Source organism: Pseudomonas sp. JY-Q, assembly GCF_001655295.1.
Classification (GTDB): Bacteria; Pseudomonadota; Gammaproteobacteria; order Pseudomonadales; family Pseudomonadaceae; genus Aquipseudomonas; species Aquipseudomonas alloputida.
The window spans coordinates 5,635,598-5,653,826 of sequence record NZ_CP011525.1; the positions used below are offsets into that span (position 1 = coordinate 5,635,598).

Consider the following 18,229-nt stretch of genomic DNA (forward strand, 5'->3'; position numbering starts at 1 on the left):
GCTGCTCTGCATTAAATGATCGCCCTTAATCAGGCGTTCACCCAATCCTCGACGCGCAAACCTGGGACTCGCTCGAACTCACGAAGATTATTCGTGACCAGAATCAGTCCCTGGGCACGTGCGTGTCCTGCAATCATCTGATCATACGGGCCAATAGGCTTGCCGATACGAGCCAACTCAGCTCGCAATTGCCCGGAATGAGCCGCTGCCTGAGCGTCGTAAGGCAGTACTTCCAGGCGCGCAGCAAAACCTTCAACGTCCGCCAGATTACGCTCGGGATTAGCGGACTTCTCGGCGCCGTAAATAAGCTCCATCAGGGTGACAGTGCTGATGCTCAGCTGCCCTGAATGGCGCTTGAAGGCTTCCCGCACCTGCTCAGGACGATTCTTGATCGTGAAAATGCAGATGTTGGTATCAAGCATGTACTTCAGCATCAGAACGCATCCCGCTCTTGATCTGCAGGCTGCTCGCGATCCGCCATGTAGTCAGCGGTCACACCTTCGCCATCGAACCAGACGTCCCAGGCCTCACCTGCCGGCGTGATGATTCGGGCTCGACCAACTACCACTACATCCACCCGCTTCACATCCTCAGGCAGCGCAACCGCCTTGGGCAAACGCACCGCCTGACTGCGGTTGCTCTGAAAAACTGCACCTTGCTCCATGGAAACCTCCTGGGGATATACCTTGCGTATAGCCCATTGTGCCAATCAAGCGGGATATGTCAACGGCATATCCCAAACTAGCCATCCACCTACCACCATAAACGCCCGGTCAGCCTTGTGCTGGCTGGGCGTTTTTATGCCTGCAGGAGAAACATGATGAAAGCCACTTCATTGAATCGCAGCCCCAGCAAACCCCGCCCTGCCCTACGTCTGATCAGCACCAAGGAATTGCCCCGCGAGGACTGGCTGCAGATCCGCAAGCAAGGCATTGGCAGCTCGGATGCTGCCGCAGCAGTAGGACTGAATCCCTATAAATCGCAGTTGGAGCTGTGGCTGGAGAAAACCGGACGGGATGCCAGCATGCCCAAGGCTGATCCGCACGATGAGGAAAGCCCGATGTACTGGGGTAACGTCCTGGAGCCCATCGTGGCCTGGCACTACAGCAAGCGCACTAAGAACAAAGTACGGCGCATCAATGCTGTACTGCAGCACCCGGATCCGGAGCAGCCTTGGATGCTGGCCAACATCGACCGCGAGGTGATCGGGGCCGACGACGTGCAGATCCTCGAATGCAAGACAGCCGGCATAAACGGGGCACGCCTCTGGAAAGAGGGCGTGCCTGAGTATGTGCAGTTGCAGGTGATGCACCAGCTCGCCGTCACCGGCAAGCAGGCGGCAGATGTAGCGGTACTGCTGGGTGGTCAGACACTGGAGATCCACCGCATCGAACGGGATGAGCAGATGATCGCTCGCTTGGTCGAGCTGGAGCGCAAGTTCTGGCACTACGTTGAAACCGACACACCGCCACCGGCTGATGGCACGGCTTCCGCTGAATCGGCCCTGCGCTGCCTCTATCCGGATGACAACGGTCAGGTCGTCGACTTTAGTGGCCATGCCGGGCTGGCCGCAGCCTTCATTGAACTGAAGGCCGTTCGCCAGTCGATTGCCGACAAGGAAAAGCGTGAGGCCGAGCTCAAGCAGATGCTGCAGCAGGCCATGGGCGATGCCAGTCGGGCAGAGTTTTCCAGCGGCTATGTCAGCTGGCGCAAGGCCAAGGACAGCATCGGCCTCGATGTCGCTCAACTGCTCAAAGACAAGCCCTACCTGCAGGCCAAGTACCCGCTGCTGAAACCGGGTGCACGGCGCTTCTTGGTCGGCTGAAACCCAACTTCTCCAACCCTTCCCTCCCCCTTGGCCAGTCCATGCAGGTCGCGCTGCGTGGCTGGCCTTTTTTTCATTTCCAGGAGACTCACCATGCTCAAAGGTCTGGCTATCACTCCGCCGGTGCTCGGGCGGATTTCAATCGGCAAGGTCATCGAGAAGAACGGTAAACGGCTGCCGGAAAAGGATGACCAGTTCACCATCACTTCCCAGGTGCAAGGCAAGGACGGCTGGCTGCTGCACCCGCTCAACGACGAGCTGCGCCACGGTAAGGACGACAAGCTGCGCAGCATTCCGGTACGGCTGCTGTTCAACGAGCCCGAGCTGAATTTCCGGGCGGACTACACGCTGTTCGACCGACAGTCCGGACGCCCAATCTGCGTGGGCAATGGTGAAACCTGCAAGCGGGTCACTCAGGACGGCATGCAGTCGCTGCCCTGCCCTTCGCCGGATGCCTGTCCACTGGCCAAGGGCGGTGCCTGCAAGCCCTATGGGCGACTGAACGTGGTCATTGGCGATGAAGATCCGCTGGGCAGTTTTGTGTTCCGCACCACGGGTTTCAACAGCATCCGCACCCTGGCTGCTCGCCTGCATTACTTCCAGGCCATCTCGGGTAACCGCCTGGCCTGTCTGCCGCTGGAACTGCGCCTGCGTGGCAAGTCGACTCGGCAGAGCCACGGCACGCCGATCTTCTACGCCGATCTGACGGTGCGCGGAGGCATGGATATGGCCGAGGCGCTGTTGACGGCTACTGAACTCGATTCACGGCGACAGGCTACTGGCTTCAATCAGGCGGCTTTGGATGAGGCAGCACGGCGTGGCTTCGGCAACGGAGCCTTTGAGGACAGCGAGGAGGATGTCAGCGCCATCGTGGAAGAGTTCTACACCGAGGGTGAAGCACCGGCTGCAGCAACTACCTCTCCACCCAATCCCACCAAACCCAGCCTGGCTGAAAAGCTTGAGGCACAAGCTGCGCGTCAAAACTCGCCAACTGATCAAGACCAAGGAGGCCGTCATGCGCCTGCACAAGCTGAAAGCCAGTGACACGACCGGCACCTATCTGGTCGAGTCACCGGTTACGGAAACCGACATCATGCTGATGGCACGGCAGTTGGCGAATCTGCGGCTGCGCCGGGGGCGAGCACTGACCTCACCAAAGGAAGTGTTCAGCCACCTGCAGGCACTGCTGGCCGGATACGAGCATGAGGTGTTCGCCCTGCTCATGCTCGATAGCCAACACCGAGTGATTGCGTTTGAGGAAGTGTTTCGCGGCACCCTGGACGGAGCCAGTGTCTACCCCAGGGAGATCGTGAAAATCGCACTGGAGCACAACGCCGCCGCAATGATCCTGGTGCACAACCACCCCTCAGGTGATCCCGAGCCCAGCCAGGCCGACCGTATCTTGACCAGCAAGCTGAAGGACGCACTGAGCCTGGTCGGAGTCAGAACGCTCGACCACATCGTGGTAGGGCATGAAGGTTGTACATCATTGGCAGAACAGGGCTGTCTGTAAGGAGACACGATGAAGCTACTACTACGCACCTTCGCAGCTGTATTTGTCTTTGCCGGCATCCTAGCTGGCTGTCTGGCAATGTTGCTGCTGGTGATTATGATGGTGCGCTTTCCACCACTGCTGATAGCGGTGGTACTGGCGTGCTGGATCTTCTGTCGACTGCAGGCAGCACCATCAAGCAAGTGACTGACGTCAGTGGAAACGGATGTCCCGCTCCGCTGAGGGTGGGACATCCTTTATTTTTTGTGTCTGCTGATAAGGCCCGAAGCGCGCTTGCTAATCAGCCTAATCCCAGAGGGACTCAGCTATCCGCGTCCCTGATCCTAAACTCAGGGTTCACCTGGACGACTACATCCGACGGCGCACTGACAAGCGCAACGTCATCCACGCAGTCATCGGCGTCACCGGTACTGAAGAATACGTGCCAAGTGAATTCCCCGTAAGCGTCCGCTCTCTACCGTCTTGACCCTCAGACTTTAATCCGCTTCAGACGCTGATTGATGTCGTCGCGGTCAAATGCCGTGGGATCGAAGGTATCGCCGTACCAGTCGAGCATGTCCAAGTATTCGGGATGTTCGGGGTCGGCAAGCGCGTCCAGAAAATCCGCGTAACCCGGTGCACCGCCGACATCCTCCGGCGGGCTGGCATTGGCGCCGTCGATGCAATACAGCACATGCGGGCACGCAATGGCCGGCAACAGCCGCTCGATCTTGATCCGGTGCTCCCAGTTGTCGCCAAAGTCATAGACGTAACGAAACGCCTTCGACCCATACAGCACCTTTGTCAGCGTCTTGCGCTGTTCCGAAACGACCGGAGGGCCCCAGTCGGGATCGGGAATACCGTAGCTTTCGCCAGCGATTTCAAACTCATGAAGATGGGTGTCACTCCAGCCCATCACCGCCTGAATAACCTGGTGCAGTTTGCTCAGGGTGATGCGCTCGGGCACGGCGACCCGGCGCCAGATGGCGGGTTTTATCCACGTCAGTTCGATGTGCAGTTGCAGGAGACGGTCGTTCGCCGGCTTGGGCAAACGGGTGACGTTGGGCATGGGTCAAGCGGCCTCATGTTCTAGGGTAGGCAGAGCAATATTCCAGGGCAGCAAGTCGTCGAGCTGATTGATTGGGTAGTCGGCGATGCGCTCCAGCACGTGCGTCAAATAAGCCTGTGGGTTCAATGCGTTGAGCTTGGCTGAACCGACCAGGCTGTAGATCGCCGCCGCTCTTTCTCCGCCTGCGTCGGAACCGGCGAACAGAAAATTCTTGCGACCCAGGGCGACTGCACGCAGGGCCCGTTCGGCGGCATTGTTGTCGATTTCAATGCGGCCATCCGCGCAGTAGCGCGTCAGCGCCTGCCAACGTGCGAGGGCATAGTGGATCGCACCGCTCAATGCCGATTTGGGCGGCAATTGCGTCAGCGTGTGATTAAGCCAGATGTGCATGTGCGCCAGCAGCGGGCTGGCTCGCCGCTGCCACACTGCGCGTCGTTGATCGGGCGGCTGTCCGCGAATTTCCGCCTCGATGGCGTATAGCGCGCCAATCCGTTGCAGGGCCTCAGCCGCAATCGGCGAGGCCAGTGCCTTGTGCAGGTCGAAAAACTTGCGTCGAGCATGTGCCCAGCATGCCGCCTCGTGAATCGTGCCCGAGGCATAGAGTTGCGCGAAACCGGCATAGCCATCGGCTTGCAACGTCCCGGCGAAGCCCCGGAGATGGGCTCGGGGGTGCTCGCCTTTGCGATCCGGCGAGTAGGCAAACCAGACCGCCGGCGGCGTGCTACTACCTGCGGGGCGCTCGTCGCGCACATACGTCCACAAGCGTCCGGTCTTGGTTTTACCCTGGCCGGGGGCGAGCACGGCGATCGGCGTGTCGTCGGCGTGGACTTTGTTGGCGGCCATGATGTGCTGTCGCAACCGGCTGACCAATGGCTGCAAGAGCCGGCTCGCTTCGCCGATCCAGTCGGCCATGGTCGAGCGCTCTAGGGACACGCCCTCACGCGCATAGATTTCGGACTGCCGATACAGCGGCAGATGATCCACGTATTTGGACACCAGCACATGGGCCAACAATCCCGGCCCGGCAAGACCCCGGGAAATCGGTCGGCTCGGGGCCGGCACCTGCACGATCCCGTCACAGCAGCGGCAGGCCAACTTGGGCCGCACGTGGCGAATCACCTTGAAGCGCGCCGGCACGTACTCCAGAACTTCGGCCACGTCATCGCCCAGATGACGAAGTTCGCCGCCACAGCCTGGGCACTGCGCATCGGGTCGATGGACGTGGATTTCACGGGGCAAATGCTCGGGCAATGGCTTGCGGCGTACGGGTGTACGTGGGCGCGATTGGGCTGGTGGTGGCGAGGCCAATGCGGCCTGGCTGACCTGCAACTCTTCGAGCGTCAGTTGCAGTTGGTCGAGCATGCCATCGAGTTGCTCGGAACGCCGACCGAACTGCATGCGCCGCAGCTTGGCGATCATCAGTTTCAGGTGCTCGATTTCCCCGCGCTGGGCGGTAACCAAGGCTTTCAAGGCCTGGATGTCGTCAGGAAGGAAGTCGGTCGCGCAAGTCATGGCGCGATGTTACTGGTGTTCTCAAGCGTTGAACATCAGACTGCTCGTACCGGTGCGGTGCGCAGCGGTCGGCGCCAATCGATGCCCTCCAACAGCATCGCGAGTTGTGCCGTCGTCAAGGAGACGCTGCCGCTGGTGGCTTGCGGCCAGACGAAGCGCCCCTGTTCAAGCCGCTTGCAGAACAGGCACAAGCCATCGCCATCCCACCACAGCAATTTGATCCGGTCACCGCGCCGTCCCCGAAACACGAAGATCTGGCCGGAGAACGGATCCGCCTCAAGTTGGGTTTGCACCAGGGCCGCCAGGCCATCGAACCCCCGCCGCATGTCGGTGGCTCCAGCCACGATCCAGATGCGAGTCCCGATGGGCGGGGCAATCATCGCAACACCTGCTGCAAGACCAGTTGCAAGGTTTGCGGGTCGGGCACGCCCTCAATGCGCAAGGTGACCCGACCGCACTCCACAACCAGTCCGCCCGGACTCGACGGCAGTGGCATTGCCTCTTCCGCTGAGGGCGTCGGCGCCTTGCTCAGGTTGACCGGCAACAAAGTAACCTGGTGGGCAACTGGCCCCAGCTGCCCCTCCCGATAGTGACGGCGCCATTTGAAGACGAGGTTGGCGTTGACCTCATGCTCTCGGGCGATCAACGCGACGGATGCGCCGGGCAATAGCGTGGCCTCGACGACACGACGCTTGAACTCCACCGAAAAGTTGGGGCGGCGACTGCCGCGAGGAGTAGAGGGGGGCGTATCCACAATGGTGTCCACTAAAAAATGGTGGGCACCATTGTGGCTATTCGAGGCTAGGGCAGGCAGTGGGTGCAGGGCGGACGCTTACAATTCCCCTTGGGCTGTAGTCGCAGCGAAAGTAGCTCGACGCACTTCGTCAGCACCTTTTTGCACAGGCGCTGACACCTGCGTCGTATCCTCAACGACCTGCTGAATCTCTCCGGGGCTGATCGTGCTGGTCTTCCCAGCATGCTCAATCTCAGCCCCACGGTAGCACTCGATATAGAATCCCATGTAAAGCACTCCTTCAGTTGAAGAAGTGACTCTACCAAATCTGCCCCAAGGACCGATCAATTAGCAGCCGATGAGATTGAGTCTCCCTGCGTTGCATCCAGCGGGCTTGCAGGGAACGAATGTTCACGAAAAATGCTCGGTTCAGCCGGCACTTCGCAACGATGCCGACTTTGGATCGTAAATCACTCCAGCGATCGAGCCGTCGCGAATACGCTCCACAGCCTCGTTGATAACGTGCAGCGGTACCAGAAACCACTCCCTGGGTTTGACCGGATTACCGAAGCGATCAGGGATCGTCAGCTCAATCTGGGCAGGGCTGAACAGGCGGTGGAACAGGTTTTCCATCCGCGTGCGATTGATGTTGTGCAGCTTGTAGGTGGCGACCACCTCAACATCTGCCAGCAGGTAGGTGGCGTCCTTGTCAGCCCCGGCGATACGTGTTTCCACCTTGCCGCCAGTGACGCCGATCTTGTGGATCAGCTCGCGATGTTCGGCTACGAAGGGATGCGTTGAGTGGCTGCGCAGCACGTAAATGGTGCCACTCTCGATGTCGTCGGGCTCCAGTGTTTCGCCAAACAACGGGCCGGCATCCGCATCGGTAATACGACGGCCGGCATCGTCCTTGTAGAGCGCACGCTGCAAGGATCTTCGCAGTAGATTGCTCTCGGTGCCGTTGGAGTAGATCACCCTCAGCCGGGCATCGCTTTCACCATTCGGTGCCTTAATGGTCTCACCGACCTCAGCTACATAAACCGTCTGCCCACCGAGAATGAAGAACTGGCCTTCCTCAATGCTCGCATCCCGGATGAAGGTGCGGGTAACTCGAACGCCCGACTGCAGCTCGCGCTGCACTTGCTCAAACAGCGGCTGGAACCGCTCAAAGTCCTCGCAACGCTCGCGTTGTGCAATCTCCTCGGCCTCACGTTTTTCGGCATTGCTGCGAACATGACGTAGGTTCTGAATATCCGCCCCCTCGTCGTCGCCGGCCAGTTCCGCCAACAGTTCGTCGTCCGTCATGGTGTAGTCGCCTTGTGGCTCCCGCACCTCAAACGCATTCAGTAGGCCCTGATGGTCGAGAGGCATGAGCAGGGTGCGGCATTCTTCCTGATCGCGCAGGCGATCCAGGCGCACGGCATACAGGCGCTCGAAGATGTCTTTATCATCGCCGTGGCGCGGCGCATGGCCGTGCTCCTCAACAAAACGCTGAATGTCTTCGAAGCCGGCAATGATGCGCTCCTCGCGAGGAGTGCGGCCGGTCTTCTTGCCTGAAGCGGCGAAATCGGAAAGCTCCGCTTCCAGCTCATCCAGATCAAATTCGTTAGCCATAACGGCCCTCTTTCTTGAAACGCATAAAGGCGGCAGCGCCTTCCGCCATGCTCCGCTCCCATGGGTCTTGAGCAGTCAGGGAAGGTACCCGGCCATGATCTTTCTTGAATTTTACAGCCCGCACAGCAAGGTCTTTGGCCTCTTCAGGCGTCAGGCGAGTGCGTTTGGCACCAATCACTGCCGCAACCTGCTTGAGACTTTCCTCGCTCATGGTCTTTGCGAGAATGGCGTAGGCCTCGCTGAACGGGTTGATCCGGTCGATCAGGTCGATATCCAGCTCACGCACATCCATCGCGAACTTGCGCACGCCATCAATCAGGGCAGTGCTCGGGGCGCTATTTGCTCCAGTGACGGTCCCTTGCAGATCATCACCCAGCACCAGTTGCTTGGCTTGCTGAGCCAAGTTCAGTGCAGCAATGGCGTGCTGGCGAACGGCCTCGTGATCCTCGGCATCCAGTTCGGGGTACTTGTCGCGGATGATCTTACCCAGGCGCAGCTGGGTCAGTTCTTCGGGAACCAGCTCCTCATCGAACAGGCCGCGCTCGATGTTGGTCTTGTCCTGAACGAAGCTGGCAATCACCTCGTTCAGGTCTTCCTGGCAAATACGGCTGGCCTCAGGGCTCTTGGGTTCGGCCAGACCTTTGATCTCGATCTGCAGCTGCCCGGTTTCATGGTTGAAACCCACGTTGCACTTGTCAGGCTGATAACCCGCATCACCGTAGTCAAAGCCCTCCTGCGGCCCAGAGGTGGGAGTCTTCGGCTTGAACTCGAAACGCGGGGCCAAAACCTGCTCCATCAGTAGGCTGGCGGCAATCGCCTTGAGCGTATCGTTCACCGCCTCGGTCACCACCTTCTCGCTGGCATCCGGCTCAGCGATCAGGTTGGTAAAACGTGCCCGCGCCTTGCCGGGTGCATCGCGTGTCGCCCTCCCGATAATCTGCACAATCTCGGTCAGGCTGGAACGGTAGCCGACTGTGAGGGCGTGCTCGCACCAGATCCAGTCGAAGCCCTCTTTGGCCATGCCCAGCGCGATGATGATATCGACATGATCGCGGTTGTTCTTCTGAGTCGGGTCTTTCAAGGCAGCCGAAACTTTATCGCGCTTGGCCGGGTCGTCATCCACCAGGTCAGCAATACGCAGTACACGCCCATCGGCGGTCTTCACCAGCTGGAAGCCCGTCACCGGGTCGGTGCCCTGCCACTCGCCCAACTCTTCGATGATGTGCTCCACCTCGCGAATCTTGTCCTTGGTGCTCTCGCGGGAGTTCACGTTGGGGATGTGGAGGATAGTCTTTTCGTTCGGGTCGAGGACTTTGAGGATGTCGTCGGAGTAAGCACCTGAGTAGAAGTAGTAACCAATATCCAACTTCTTCAGGTGCTCATAGCCGTTGAGCTGCTCGTAGTAGGTGTAGGTCACGGTGTCGAAGCGAGCTTCGTCAGCGGGTGACAGCACAGCCTCGGCATCGCCACGGAAGTAGGAGCCAGTCATCGCCACGATGTGCACCTTGTCGCGGGCGATCAGTTGGCCCAGGTACGTACCCAGCCTGTTCTCCGGGTTGGCGGAAACGTGGTGAAACTCGTCCACGGCGATCAAACGGTCATCGAACGCGACCACCCCGAATTTTTCCACCGCAAAACGGAAAGTGGCATGGGTACAAACCAGCACCTGGTCGCTGCTTTCCAGAAACGTTCCCACTGCATTGACCTTACCGCCCTCGTCGGTGCCGGGGGCATCGCACAGGTTCCAACGCGGCTCCACATGCCAGTCGGCCCAGAAACCGTGGCGGCTCAGCGGCTCATCGTGAAAGCTCGAACCAATGGATTTTTCCGGCACCACGATGATGGCCTGCTTGATGCGCTGGTGCGCCAGCTTGTCCAGAGCAATGAACATCAAGGCCCGGCTTTTACCGGACGCAGGTGGCGACTTGATCAGCAGGTACTGCTCACCACGTCGCTCGAAGACGCGCTCCTGCATAGGACGCATGCCAAGCTCGTTGGCTTTGGTAGAGCGTCCGTTCTGGGCATAGGAGACGGAAACGGAAGGAACGGTTTGGGTCATGGCTACGCTTCCATTCAGGGCTTCATGCCCGCGTGTTCAATAGGGATAAGGTCATACATCACTTGGCCTTCCGCGGCTTCTGGTTAGCCGTCATTTCGGTATACAGCTCGAACAGTTTTTCCAGACGCTCGGTATCATTCTTGAAGCGGCGACCGATATAGATGCGCTCCAACACTTCGTCGTTGCGCTCATGGGCTGCACGCAGATTGTCCGGCATGGTCTCTGGGTCGTAGAGATCAGCAATGGTGGCTGGAAAATGAGCTTCGCGGGCCAGAAGGATGTCTTCGGCGCTGCGAGTGAGGTCAGCCTTGTTTTTCTCGGTTAGAGTCGGAACAGGAAAAGTATTCCAAGCCAGCGTGTTCGTGAAACGATAATCCGTCCTCATTCTTGAGCAAACAGTTGCCACCCAGACTAACGCCATGCGCGAAGCAATAATAGACAACACCCAAATGCTATTTGAAACCATTCCAAAAGAAGAATTTGATATTGCAGTCCCCTCTTTAAGCAGCCCAACTGGCAGGTACTCTCTATTCTCCGAGCTGGTTACTGGCACACAAATTATCGGACTAGTTGGCAGTGGCTTTCTTTCATCAAATCTATGTGCCCAGGCCGCAGCCGCCACAGTGGATTTTTTGCTACTACTACGCCTAAACTCGGCGACCCTCTCAATACGTTCTGCAATTGAGCGAACAGCTTTTGCTTCAGATTCTTCGGCGTCATCAATCCAAAGGCAGAATCTAGACAGGCCACGAATTAACTCCATTGAGCCCACAAAAGGACGAACAAAGCGATCTCGCTGCTCTGGCGTGAGCTGCAATGCTTCTAGCTCCTGAGGCTCTAGTAGTAGATTGCCGCCATCTGTAGGAGAGTTTCCTCGGTCGAAATCCGGAAGGCCACATATTTGTGTTCTTCGAGCTTCAATTATGGTGACATCACCTGGCACCAGATATGGATTTATATTATCTACTCTACGGGCTACGGACGCCCCCTCACCTGTGTCGCTGTAGAGATATTTTGTTCTTTTTAGGCCTAAGCGACCTATCCCAACGATTACCACTGTCACGCCAGCATTATTATTCGCCAGATTATTCCACTTGAATGAAGTGTGCGCGAAATTTATCTCCGACCCCGAGCCAAATATGAGCGGCCACAGGATTGCAACTTGCTGCCCTTGGCATATTGAATTTGTTGCCACAAACGCTGAACAGCATTCGGTTGCCTTTGCATACTCTGCCGCTTTCATAAACCAGCCCGCAACATAGTCAAGCGGCTTCCAGTCCTTAGTCCTCATCTCAAAAACAAGTGCTAAATCTTTTTTATGCTCTATTTCTTGTCGCTTGCTGCCAAGATACGGAGGGTTCCCGCAAATGTAGGTCTCTCCCCCCTCGTTCTCGAAGTCGATCTCAGGTTGATCAAGAGGTGTTTGGAATAGGTCATCACCGACTAACTTCACACCAGTTCCAGTCGGCGGACAAACGCCAAGCCAGTCGAGACGGAGTGCATTTCCACAGGTAATCCAGTTCTGGTTGCTCAGTGGCAGAAACTCCAGAAGAGCCTCCTTCTGACCACGATAGAGCACATCGCACTGATACTCGGCAATGATCAGAGCCAAGCGTGCGATTTCGGCAGAAAAGTCCCTCAGCTCGATACCGCGAAAATTTGTCAGAGGAATATCGCTTTTGCGTCCAGGCTCCCCACGGCGCTCATTGAGGGTGTTTTCAATCTCACGCAGTTGCTTGTAGGCAATGACCAAGAAGTTGCCCGAGCCGCAGGCAGGATCGAAAACACGAATGCGTGCCAGGCGCTTGCGTAGATTGAGCAACATGCGAGGGTTATCGCCTGCCTCCTCCAGCTTGGCACGCAGTTCATCGAGAAACAGCGGGTTTAGCACCTTGAGGATATTGGGCACGCTGGTGTAGTGCATGCCCAAGGCGCCGCGCTCTTCGTCGTCGGCCACGGCCTGGATCATGGAGCCGAAGATATCTGGATTGATCTGCTTCCAATCCAGCGCGCCAATATGCAGCAGATAACTGCGGGCGATCTTGGAAAAGCGCGGCACGTCTGGCTCACCAGAGAACAGGCCACCGTTAACGTAGGGAAAAGCATCCGCCCAGCGCGGCAGATTGGCCGAAGCGCGCTGCGCAATCGGTGTGTTCATGGCGCGGAAGATCTCGCCCATAACCTCATGCAGATTGCTGGAATCGCGGTCACTCATCTGCGTGAGGGTATTCGTGAACAGGCCGGTGCCGTTGAAAATGTCGGTGTCTTCAGCGAAGAAGCAGAAGATCAGCCGCGCCATGAAATGGTTCATCTCATGGCGACGCTCAGCGGTGCCCCAAGCAGGGTTGTCCTTGAGCAGCTCCACATAAAGCCGGTTCAGCCGACTGGTCGCACGGATGTCAAAGGAGTTCTCGCGGATCTGCTTGACCGTGGAAATGCCTGCCAGCGGCAGGAAAAATCCGAAGTGGTCAGGGAACTGCGGGTAGTCGCAGGCTACCGTCTCGCCGCTTTCCAGCTCCGCGGCTTCCAGCGTCTCGCCATCGGTAGCGAGCACGTACTTAGCCTTGGCACGGGCCGTGGCAGGGCTGGCCTTGAGCGCCGCCAGGGTTTCGGTGACCTTGCCCGGCTCACACACCGCCAGATGGATATTGCTGGTTTGCAGCACACCGCCCAGATCAGACTTATTGGTTGCGCCCGAACGCAGGCGCTTGAGGGTGGTTTCCTTATTACCGAAAGCCTGCAGGAAGGCATAAGGGAACTCGACCCGGTCAAACGGCTGACTGGCCAGGTCGGTGATGGCTTGTTCGATTTCTACGGCGTTCATATAGGGCTGTTCCGATCACTGCTGCCAAGGCGGCAAAGGGGGCCTCTAGGCCCACCATCCATGCAAAGTGCATGGATGATAAAGGAACGAGCATTGGCATGTGAAAAAGATCCAAGCCGGCGCCCCTAAGGAAACTCCGAACAAGTTGCTCATCAGTCGGAAATGGGCGGCTTAGGGATGCCGAAAAGCCCGCTTTTCAGTCGCTGATTATTGGATAACCAAGGCAAAGTTTCACGTGGCCCGCCAAGTCGGCCACCGTCATGCCATCGGCACCCGGCGCCCCCTTGTTGCTGACTACGCGTTGATACGCACGCCTGAGGTTGGCCGGTGCAAGCACCCGCTCCATCAGCGTGCCCGACTCCGCGCTCGTCCACGCCACTGACGCCATCGATACCTTTGCACTGTCAGGCATCATCCTCGGCTTCTGGCCGGGACTCAGGATGATAGTTTCCGCTGTGGGAAATTTCTGCATTACGGCTACCAACGAGACAGTGACGCCTACTGGCGGCATAACCTGTTCGGCCCTTGGTAGCGTGGTTAACCGCCACTTACTACGGCCTCGGCTGACTTCTGCACGCCCATCCCGTCGCCTCTCGACGCTCGGTAGCACAAAGGCAGGTGTGCAGATCTCCCAGGGTAATTCGCGTGACCTTCCTGCTTATGCCTGTCGGATTTACGTCACAGCGTTCCGTGCAAGTATTGGGCTTCGACGATTTGGGCCGCCTTACCCCGCTGTGCCGCCTCTATCCGCTTCCTGTTCGTCAGGCCAGCATTTTGCCTCGGGCTTCCTTCAGATTCGCAGTCACCCGCGACACCCTTGCCTCTGGCTAACACTTCCCCTTGCCGGGTGTGTAGAGGACTTCCACCTCCAAGTCACCCGCCTGGTCACCACAACCAAGCGGGTTGCGCTGACGCGCAACGCGCCATGCCTGGCGCACCCAATGAAGCGCATTGAGGCCTGACTCAATGCGCCCAAACTAGACATGCAAGGCAGCGGCTATCAGAGCCTGCTTGCACCGAAACCATGCTGGCCATTCCCATAGACCTTAGTAGCGACCTTACAGAGGTAGCTGGCTCTGTAGAAAAAGTCAGCCTGGCTCTGTGGATCGTTACGAAGCAGGCAATAGGTTGGGTTGGCAGGTATCTCTACCAGCCCCCTAACGCCTTCCACTGGTAGCCCCAAAGCACTTGCCCAAGCCTGAGTAAGTCGGTTGAACATGTTGTCTCTCCCTGGCTCGAATTTGCCCAGAGAATTGAAGGCTTCGAAGTTCAGCAAAATAGCCATGTGATAGTGGGGCCTGCCATACAGCCCTACTTCCCGTGCCCATACAAATCGTACATTGCTGCCATGCGCATACCTGTTCTCTTGGCGTGCCATATACCGATTATGACGGATCTTCGCCTTGAGGGACTCGACAAAGCGCTCTACTACGTGATTCGAATAGACTTCCGGCAGATCTATTCCAGCAGGAAACCTCAAATCAACCCTAAAAGCAAAGACCCTCGAATATTGCTGAACCGCATTTTCAATCGTGTTATGCAGCCTTTCCAGATACTGCTGAACAAACGGACCCTTATCACCCTGAATAGGCAGACCACAGTAGTCTGCCCCATGATGAATCTTCAGATTGTGATTTGCATGATGACGCTGCATTGCTAGATACCTCGCTGTTGATTACATAACCTTCTAACAGCGAGTAATTTTTAACAGACACCAATACACAAATTATCAACAAGCACTGTAAGTGCTTGCCATACACACAGTCACACCAGAACAAGACAAGTTAAAGCATACTACCAATACCGAGAACCGAAACACCAAAATACAGAACAAACAACACACACGTCATGGCATACACCGCAATAAGCCACAAAAATCTCACTCCGGGAAAATATCACCATGACCGGGCACGCCCGGTCATGGTGATAGCCAAATACCCTTAAACCAGCCTTGCCTTCACGCCATAGCGACTTCTTGCAAGTCTCGTTCTGACACTCTTTCCAGAATCCACTCAGCTACCTCACTCTCCAGCCAACCCACACTCCTCCCGCCCAAGGGAATTGGCTTCGGAAACCAGCTTTCAGAAACATACTTGTAAATAGTGGAGCGCCCGAGACCGGTCATCTCCATTACCTGCTGCAATCGAATTACTTTCATGATGAGCTCCTAATTTGACTCATCAGATCTGGCTTCCCCGTATTTATTTACATGCCGCCAGGTATCGACCCGGATAACAGACACCCCATTTCACAACCCCTGAACCGCCCCAACATTCCTCCGCCCTCGTCTTTCTCCGCCGCACCCAGAAACAAAAGCTCCAGCAGACTGCGCCCGTCTAACGACTGACTGGACAAGCTCGCTGCGCAGCCTGCCGTCACGCGCTGCCTGGAGTCAGTCTCTTAGCCCCCGACAATCTGATGCTTTTTTCGGTGCGAAAAGCCATTCAGGGCTAGATCCCCCCTGTAGATCCTGATGTACACTGAGATGAAGCTTTAAAAATACACTAGAGAACAAGTAGAAAACCTCATGAAGACGGCATGAATCCCTCACAAAAACCACTATTTTTCTACTAGAGATTATCCTTTCAGAAAGAACCATCCCATGACCAATGCAATCAATGACAGGCTTCAGAAGACGCTCAACGGACTCAATGTCGATAGCAGACTAGGCAACTGGCTATGGCACTTTCTAAAAGGACAAGCCCCACATGCCAACCTGGGTGAACTCGGCAGCCCCGGCATGCGAGACCGCATAGCAGACCTCATCCAAAACACCCCAACAGGCGCAGAATTTGTTGAGGCACAAAGCGCCATGTCCCTGCTGCCCGAGAAAGATCTAGAGTGGATAACAAATAACAAGAGACAGAACTTATTCGTAGCCAGAAAATTAATTGAGAAAAACGGGAACTATCCAATAATTGGAACAACCACCCTGTCAGGCAGACCACTAACCATTACAACAATTGACATATGGACAGTTGAAATAAGCAAAAAACTATGGCTGGTAAATCAGATAAAGTTTGAATGGGAGCAACATTCAAGCTCAGATCACATATTCAAATGGCTAGATGGCGCCGACGCCACACAAAAACTAGAAACAGCCTGGGAAATAACAAAAAGCAAGCACCCCATGCTGACATTCCAGCAAAGCATTCCAAAGGAAAAAGATGACTTTATAACTCTACTCGACTCTCAATTCATTTCCAAACACGAAAAAATATTGCTAATGGACTCCATCAAAAAACGGTGGAGCCAAAACAAATACAGAGCCAAATTAACAGGCAAGAAGCAGTACAACTTCATCCTATCCGACAAAGCAATTAATCGCCTTGATAAGTTAGCCGACAAACACGACTTAAAAAGAACCGAAGTGCTGGAGATACTGCTCCAGATGGAAGAAGAAAAAGGAACTTACATTCAAGAAAAGAAAAGCATCACAAAAGGAATAACTTAGCCCATCTCAACTCAATCGAACCAAGCAGGTGATCAGCCATAAGAAAATAAAAACCCAATTAGATCGCATCCAGAAATCAGAAATCAAGGAAGAGTCTTGGCAATATTTGCGTCAATATCATCAGCCCAAGCCTGCATCATCTGGCGCCGCTCTTCCAGATATTCCGCTTGGTTGTAGCTTGCGCGCACTTTGTTTCTCTCGGCATGCGCCAACTGACGCTCGATAACATCTGAGCGGTAGCCCATTTCGTTCAGCATTGTCGAAGCTGTTGCGCGAAATCCATGAGCCGAAAAACCGATACTGTCTTTACCATTGAACCCCATGCGCTCAAGCGCTCGATTCAATGTCGTTGCTGTCATACATTCGTTCGGTTTTCGATAGTTTGGAAAAAGCAGCCGACGACCACCAGTATGGGCATGCAGTTCACGCAACAGATCCACGGCCTGCCTGGATAACGGAACGATGTGCGGCTCTCGCATCTTCATGCGCTCTGCAGGAATACGCCACTCTGCCCGATCCAGATCGAATTCACTCCACTCCGCCTTGCGGAGCTCTACGGTGCGAACAAATGTGAACAGCATCAGACGCAGTGCGATCACCGTAGTCCTGTAGCCGCCGTATTGTTCCAATGCTCTGAAGAACTCAACTACCTGCTCACGACTGAGCGGCTTGTGATGCTGCACCCTGGGCCGGTGGATAGCGCCTTTCAGGGCTGCCGCCGGATCGGCGTCGGCGCGCAATGTCGCGACGGCGTACCGAAAGATTGCCGACGACCACTGCCTTACGAGCAGAGCCACCGTTGCAGCGCCTCGGGCTTCAATCCGACCGAGAATGTCCAACAGATGCGCGGCAGATACATTGCGTATCGGCAGCCTCCCCACGAAGGGGAAGACGTCGGCCGCCATGGACCTCTCAACCTGCCGCAAGTAGTACGGAGTCCAACTGGGAGCTTTCTTCTTGATCCACTCGCGGGCAACTGCCTCGAATGTGTTCGCATTGGCAGCGCTGCTAGCCAGTCGCTCAGCCTGCCGGTTATGCGATGGATGGATGCCTTGACGAATCAGAGGCTTGGCCTTTTCCCGCGCATCACGCGCATCCGCCAAGCCGATCTGCGGATAAGCACCGATAGCAAAAACGTTTTCCTTACCGCCTATGCGATAGCGCAAACGCCATAGCTTGGTACCGGTCGGCCGAACCTCCAAGTACAGCCCACCACCATCGGTGAGCTTGAGGGGTTTATCGCCAGCCTTAGTGTTGCGGATTTTGGCATCGGTTAGAGGCATGGTGCGGGTATCCGTACATTGATACCCGCAACGATACCCGTATTATCCATAGATGCCAACGGACGCCATGGACACCAACGAACGTGAAAGCCTTTAAAATAGAGGGACTGGGAGGGAGGCGTAGACGCCAACGGACACCAAAAGAAGCCGATGCCGCTTATCGATCATCAGTAACATGGTGTTAAACCTCTTGAATCTACTGACTTCATGATTCGAACCTTCCTGCACCAGCCACAGGCGCGGCTTTGCCACAACAGGCGGTAAACGAGAAGGCAAACGGGGGCGGGCCGGGCGGGCCGGCAGGAGATAAAGTCAGGCGCGCCAACGCCAACGGGCGTGGGCCTTGATTACGCGCATCAAGAGT

General features: G+C 56.4%; 17 protein-coding genes and 1 pseudogene. 5 read left to right on the top strand and 13 right to left on the bottom strand.

From position 1 onward, the window contains the following. Positions 1-29: 29 nt before the first annotated feature. Both vapC and vapB read right to left on the bottom strand, forming a co-directional pair. Positions 30-434 (bottom strand): tRNA(fMet)-specific endonuclease VapC, encoded by a 405-nt coding sequence (gene vapC, locus AA098_RS25405; RefSeq protein WP_009408500.1) that lies wholly within the window; start codon positions 432-434, stop codon positions 30-32. Then, positions 434-664 carry a type II toxin-antitoxin system VapB family antitoxin gene (gene vapB / locus AA098_RS25410; RefSeq protein ID WP_003285520.1) on the bottom strand — a complete coding sequence of 77 codons (231 nt, stop codon included), beginning with the start codon at positions 662-664 and terminating at the stop codon, positions 434-436. Before vapB ends, vapC begins: the two co-directional genes overlap by 1 nt. Before the next feature lie 156 nt (positions 665-820). Between vapB and AA098_RS25415 the strand changes: the two genes are divergently transcribed. The 4 genes from AA098_RS25415 to AA098_RS29620 all read left to right on the top strand — a co-directional run bounded on the left by AA098_RS25415 (position 821) and on the right by AA098_RS29620 (position 3,524). Next, complete coding sequence (locus AA098_RS25415) at positions 821-1,825, top strand: YqaJ viral recombinase family protein (RefSeq protein ID WP_064615083.1); 1,005 nt, start codon at positions 821-823, stop codon at positions 1,823-1,825. Between the two features lie 93 nt (positions 1,826-1,918). Beyond that, positions 1,919-2,869 carry a hypothetical protein gene (locus AA098_RS25420; protein WP_064615084.1) on the top strand — a complete coding sequence of 317 codons (951 nt, stop codon included), beginning with the start codon at positions 1,919-1,921 and terminating at the stop codon, positions 2,867-2,869. Beyond that, complete coding sequence (gene radC / locus AA098_RS25425; RefSeq protein WP_009408491.1) at positions 2,841-3,338, top strand: DNA repair protein RadC; 498 nt, start codon at positions 2,841-2,843, stop codon at positions 3,336-3,338. The genes AA098_RS25420 and radC overlap by 29 nt, the downstream gene beginning before the upstream one ends. A 9-nt stretch (positions 3,339-3,347) precedes the next feature. Continuing rightward, the gene (locus AA098_RS29620) at positions 3,348-3,524 is read left to right on the top strand and encodes a hypothetical protein (protein WP_009408489.1); all 177 of its coding nucleotides are present in this window, start codon (positions 3,348-3,350) and stop codon (positions 3,522-3,524) included. A gap of 283 nt (positions 3,525-3,807) precedes the next feature. Here AA098_RS29620 and AA098_RS25430 read toward each other — a convergent pair whose 3' ends face one another. From AA098_RS25430 to AA098_RS25480, 10 genes and pseudogenes are all read right to left on the bottom strand, one after another. Further along, entirely contained in the window at positions 3,808-4,386 is a 579-nt protein-coding gene (locus AA098_RS25430; RefSeq protein ID WP_003291613.1) for a plasmid pRiA4b ORF-3 family protein, read from the bottom strand. 3 nt (positions 4,387-4,389) lie between these two features. Next, positions 4,390-5,898: an IS66 family transposase gene (locus AA098_RS25435; RefSeq protein WP_009408487.1), complete on the bottom strand. Its 1,509-nt coding sequence runs from the start codon at positions 5,896-5,898 to the stop codon at positions 4,390-4,392. Positions 5,899-5,933: 35 nt separating this feature from the next. After that, the gene (gene tnpB, locus AA098_RS25440; RefSeq protein WP_003291615.1) at positions 5,934-6,278 is read right to left on the bottom strand and encodes an IS66 family insertion sequence element accessory protein TnpB; all 345 of its coding nucleotides are present in this window, start codon (positions 6,276-6,278) and stop codon (positions 5,934-5,936) included. Then, a complete protein-coding gene (locus AA098_RS25445; protein ID WP_177342688.1) occupies positions 6,275-6,652 on the bottom strand; it encodes a transposase in 378 nt (125 codons plus the stop codon). Before AA098_RS25445 ends, tnpB begins: the two co-directional genes overlap by 4 nt. Before the next feature lie 408 nt (positions 6,653-7,060). Further along, entirely contained in the window at positions 7,061-8,245 is a 1,185-nt protein-coding gene (locus AA098_RS25455) for a GIY-YIG nuclease family protein (RefSeq protein WP_009408480.1), read from the bottom strand. Continuing rightward, complete coding sequence (locus AA098_RS25460) at positions 8,238-10,304, bottom strand: DEAD/DEAH box helicase (RefSeq protein WP_009408478.1); 2,067 nt, start codon at positions 10,302-10,304, stop codon at positions 8,238-8,240. The genes AA098_RS25455 and AA098_RS25460 overlap by 8 nt, the downstream gene beginning before the upstream one ends. 58 nt (positions 10,305-10,362) lie before the next feature. Then, complete coding sequence (locus AA098_RS25465) at positions 10,363-13,128, bottom strand: DNA methyltransferase (RefSeq protein ID WP_009408476.1); 2,766 nt, start codon at positions 13,126-13,128, stop codon at positions 10,363-10,365. Positions 13,129-13,357: 229 nt separating this feature from the next. Then, positions 13,358-13,639: pseudogene (locus AA098_RS25470) on the bottom strand (group II intron reverse transcriptase/maturase); the annotation flags it as partial. Positions 13,640-14,128: 489 nt separating this feature from the next. Further along, positions 14,129-14,782, bottom strand: a complete 654-nt coding sequence (locus AA098_RS25475) for an inovirus Gp2 family protein (RefSeq protein WP_064615085.1) — start codon at positions 14,780-14,782, stop codon at positions 14,129-14,131. A gap of 303 nt (positions 14,783-15,085) precedes the next feature. Further along, entirely contained in the window at positions 15,086-15,286 is a 201-nt protein-coding gene (locus AA098_RS25480; protein ID WP_009408457.1) for an AlpA family transcriptional regulator, read from the bottom strand. A 444-nt stretch (positions 15,287-15,730) separates the two neighbouring features. Between AA098_RS25480 and AA098_RS25485 the strand changes: the two genes are divergently transcribed. Further along, a complete protein-coding gene (locus tag AA098_RS25485; RefSeq protein ID WP_009408455.1) occupies positions 15,731-16,582 on the top strand; it encodes a hypothetical protein in 852 nt (283 codons plus the stop codon). 83 nt (positions 16,583-16,665) lie between these two features. On the opposite strand, the gene AA098_RS25490 is transcribed toward AA098_RS25485, so the two are convergent. Next, positions 16,666-17,865 (bottom strand): integrase arm-type DNA-binding domain-containing protein, encoded by a 1,200-nt coding sequence (locus tag AA098_RS25490; protein ID WP_033999474.1) that lies wholly within the window; start codon positions 17,863-17,865, stop codon positions 16,666-16,668. Positions 17,866-18,229 lie beyond the last annotated feature (364 nt).

Coding starts and splice junctions, on each gene's coding strand:
- AA098_RS25420 (WP_064615084.1), top strand. CDS start 1,919: ATGCTCAAAGGTCTGGCTATCACTCCGCCGGTGCTCGGGCGGATTTCA.
- AA098_RS25455 (WP_009408480.1), bottom strand. CDS start 8,245: ATGGCTAACGAATTTGATCTGGATGAGCTGGAAGCGGAGCTTTCCGAT.
- AA098_RS25485 (WP_009408455.1), top strand. CDS start 15,731: ATGACCAATGCAATCAATGACAGGCTTCAGAAGACGCTCAACGGACTC.
- AA098_RS25430 (WP_003291613.1), bottom strand. CDS start 4,386: ATGCCCAACGTCACCCGTTTGCCCAAGCCGGCGAACGACCGTCTCCTG.
- AA098_RS25490 (WP_033999474.1), bottom strand. CDS start 17,865: ATGCCTCTAACCGATGCCAAAATCCGCAACACTAAGGCTGGCGATAAA.
- vapB (WP_003285520.1), bottom strand. CDS start 664: ATGGAGCAAGGTGCAGTTTTTCAGAGCAACCGCAGTCAGGCGGTGCGT.
- AA098_RS25480 (WP_009408457.1), bottom strand. CDS start 15,286: ATGAAAGTAATTCGATTGCAGCAGGTAATGGAGATGACCGGTCTCGGG.
- tnpB (WP_003291615.1), bottom strand. CDS start 6,278: ATGATTGCCCCGCCCATCGGGACTCGCATCTGGATCGTGGCTGGAGCC.
- AA098_RS25475 (WP_064615085.1), bottom strand. CDS start 14,782: ATGCAGCGTCATCATGCAAATCACAATCTGAAGATTCATCATGGGGCA.
- AA098_RS29620 (WP_009408489.1), top strand. CDS start 3,348: ATGAAGCTACTACTACGCACCTTCGCAGCTGTATTTGTCTTTGCCGGC.
- radC (WP_009408491.1), top strand. CDS start 2,841: ATGCGCCTGCACAAGCTGAAAGCCAGTGACACGACCGGCACCTATCTG.
- AA098_RS25465 (WP_009408476.1), bottom strand. CDS start 13,128: ATGAACGCCGTAGAAATCGAACAAGCCATCACCGACCTGGCCAGTCAG.
- AA098_RS25460 (WP_009408478.1), bottom strand. CDS start 10,304: ATGACCCAAACCGTTCCTTCCGTTTCCGTCTCCTATGCCCAGAACGGA.
- AA098_RS25435 (WP_009408487.1), bottom strand. CDS start 5,898: ATGACTTGCGCGACCGACTTCCTTCCTGACGACATCCAGGCCTTGAAA.
- AA098_RS25415 (WP_064615083.1), top strand. CDS start 821: ATGAAAGCCACTTCATTGAATCGCAGCCCCAGCAAACCCCGCCCTGCC.
- vapC (WP_009408500.1), bottom strand. CDS start 434: ATGCTGAAGTACATGCTTGATACCAACATCTGCATTTTCACGATCAAG.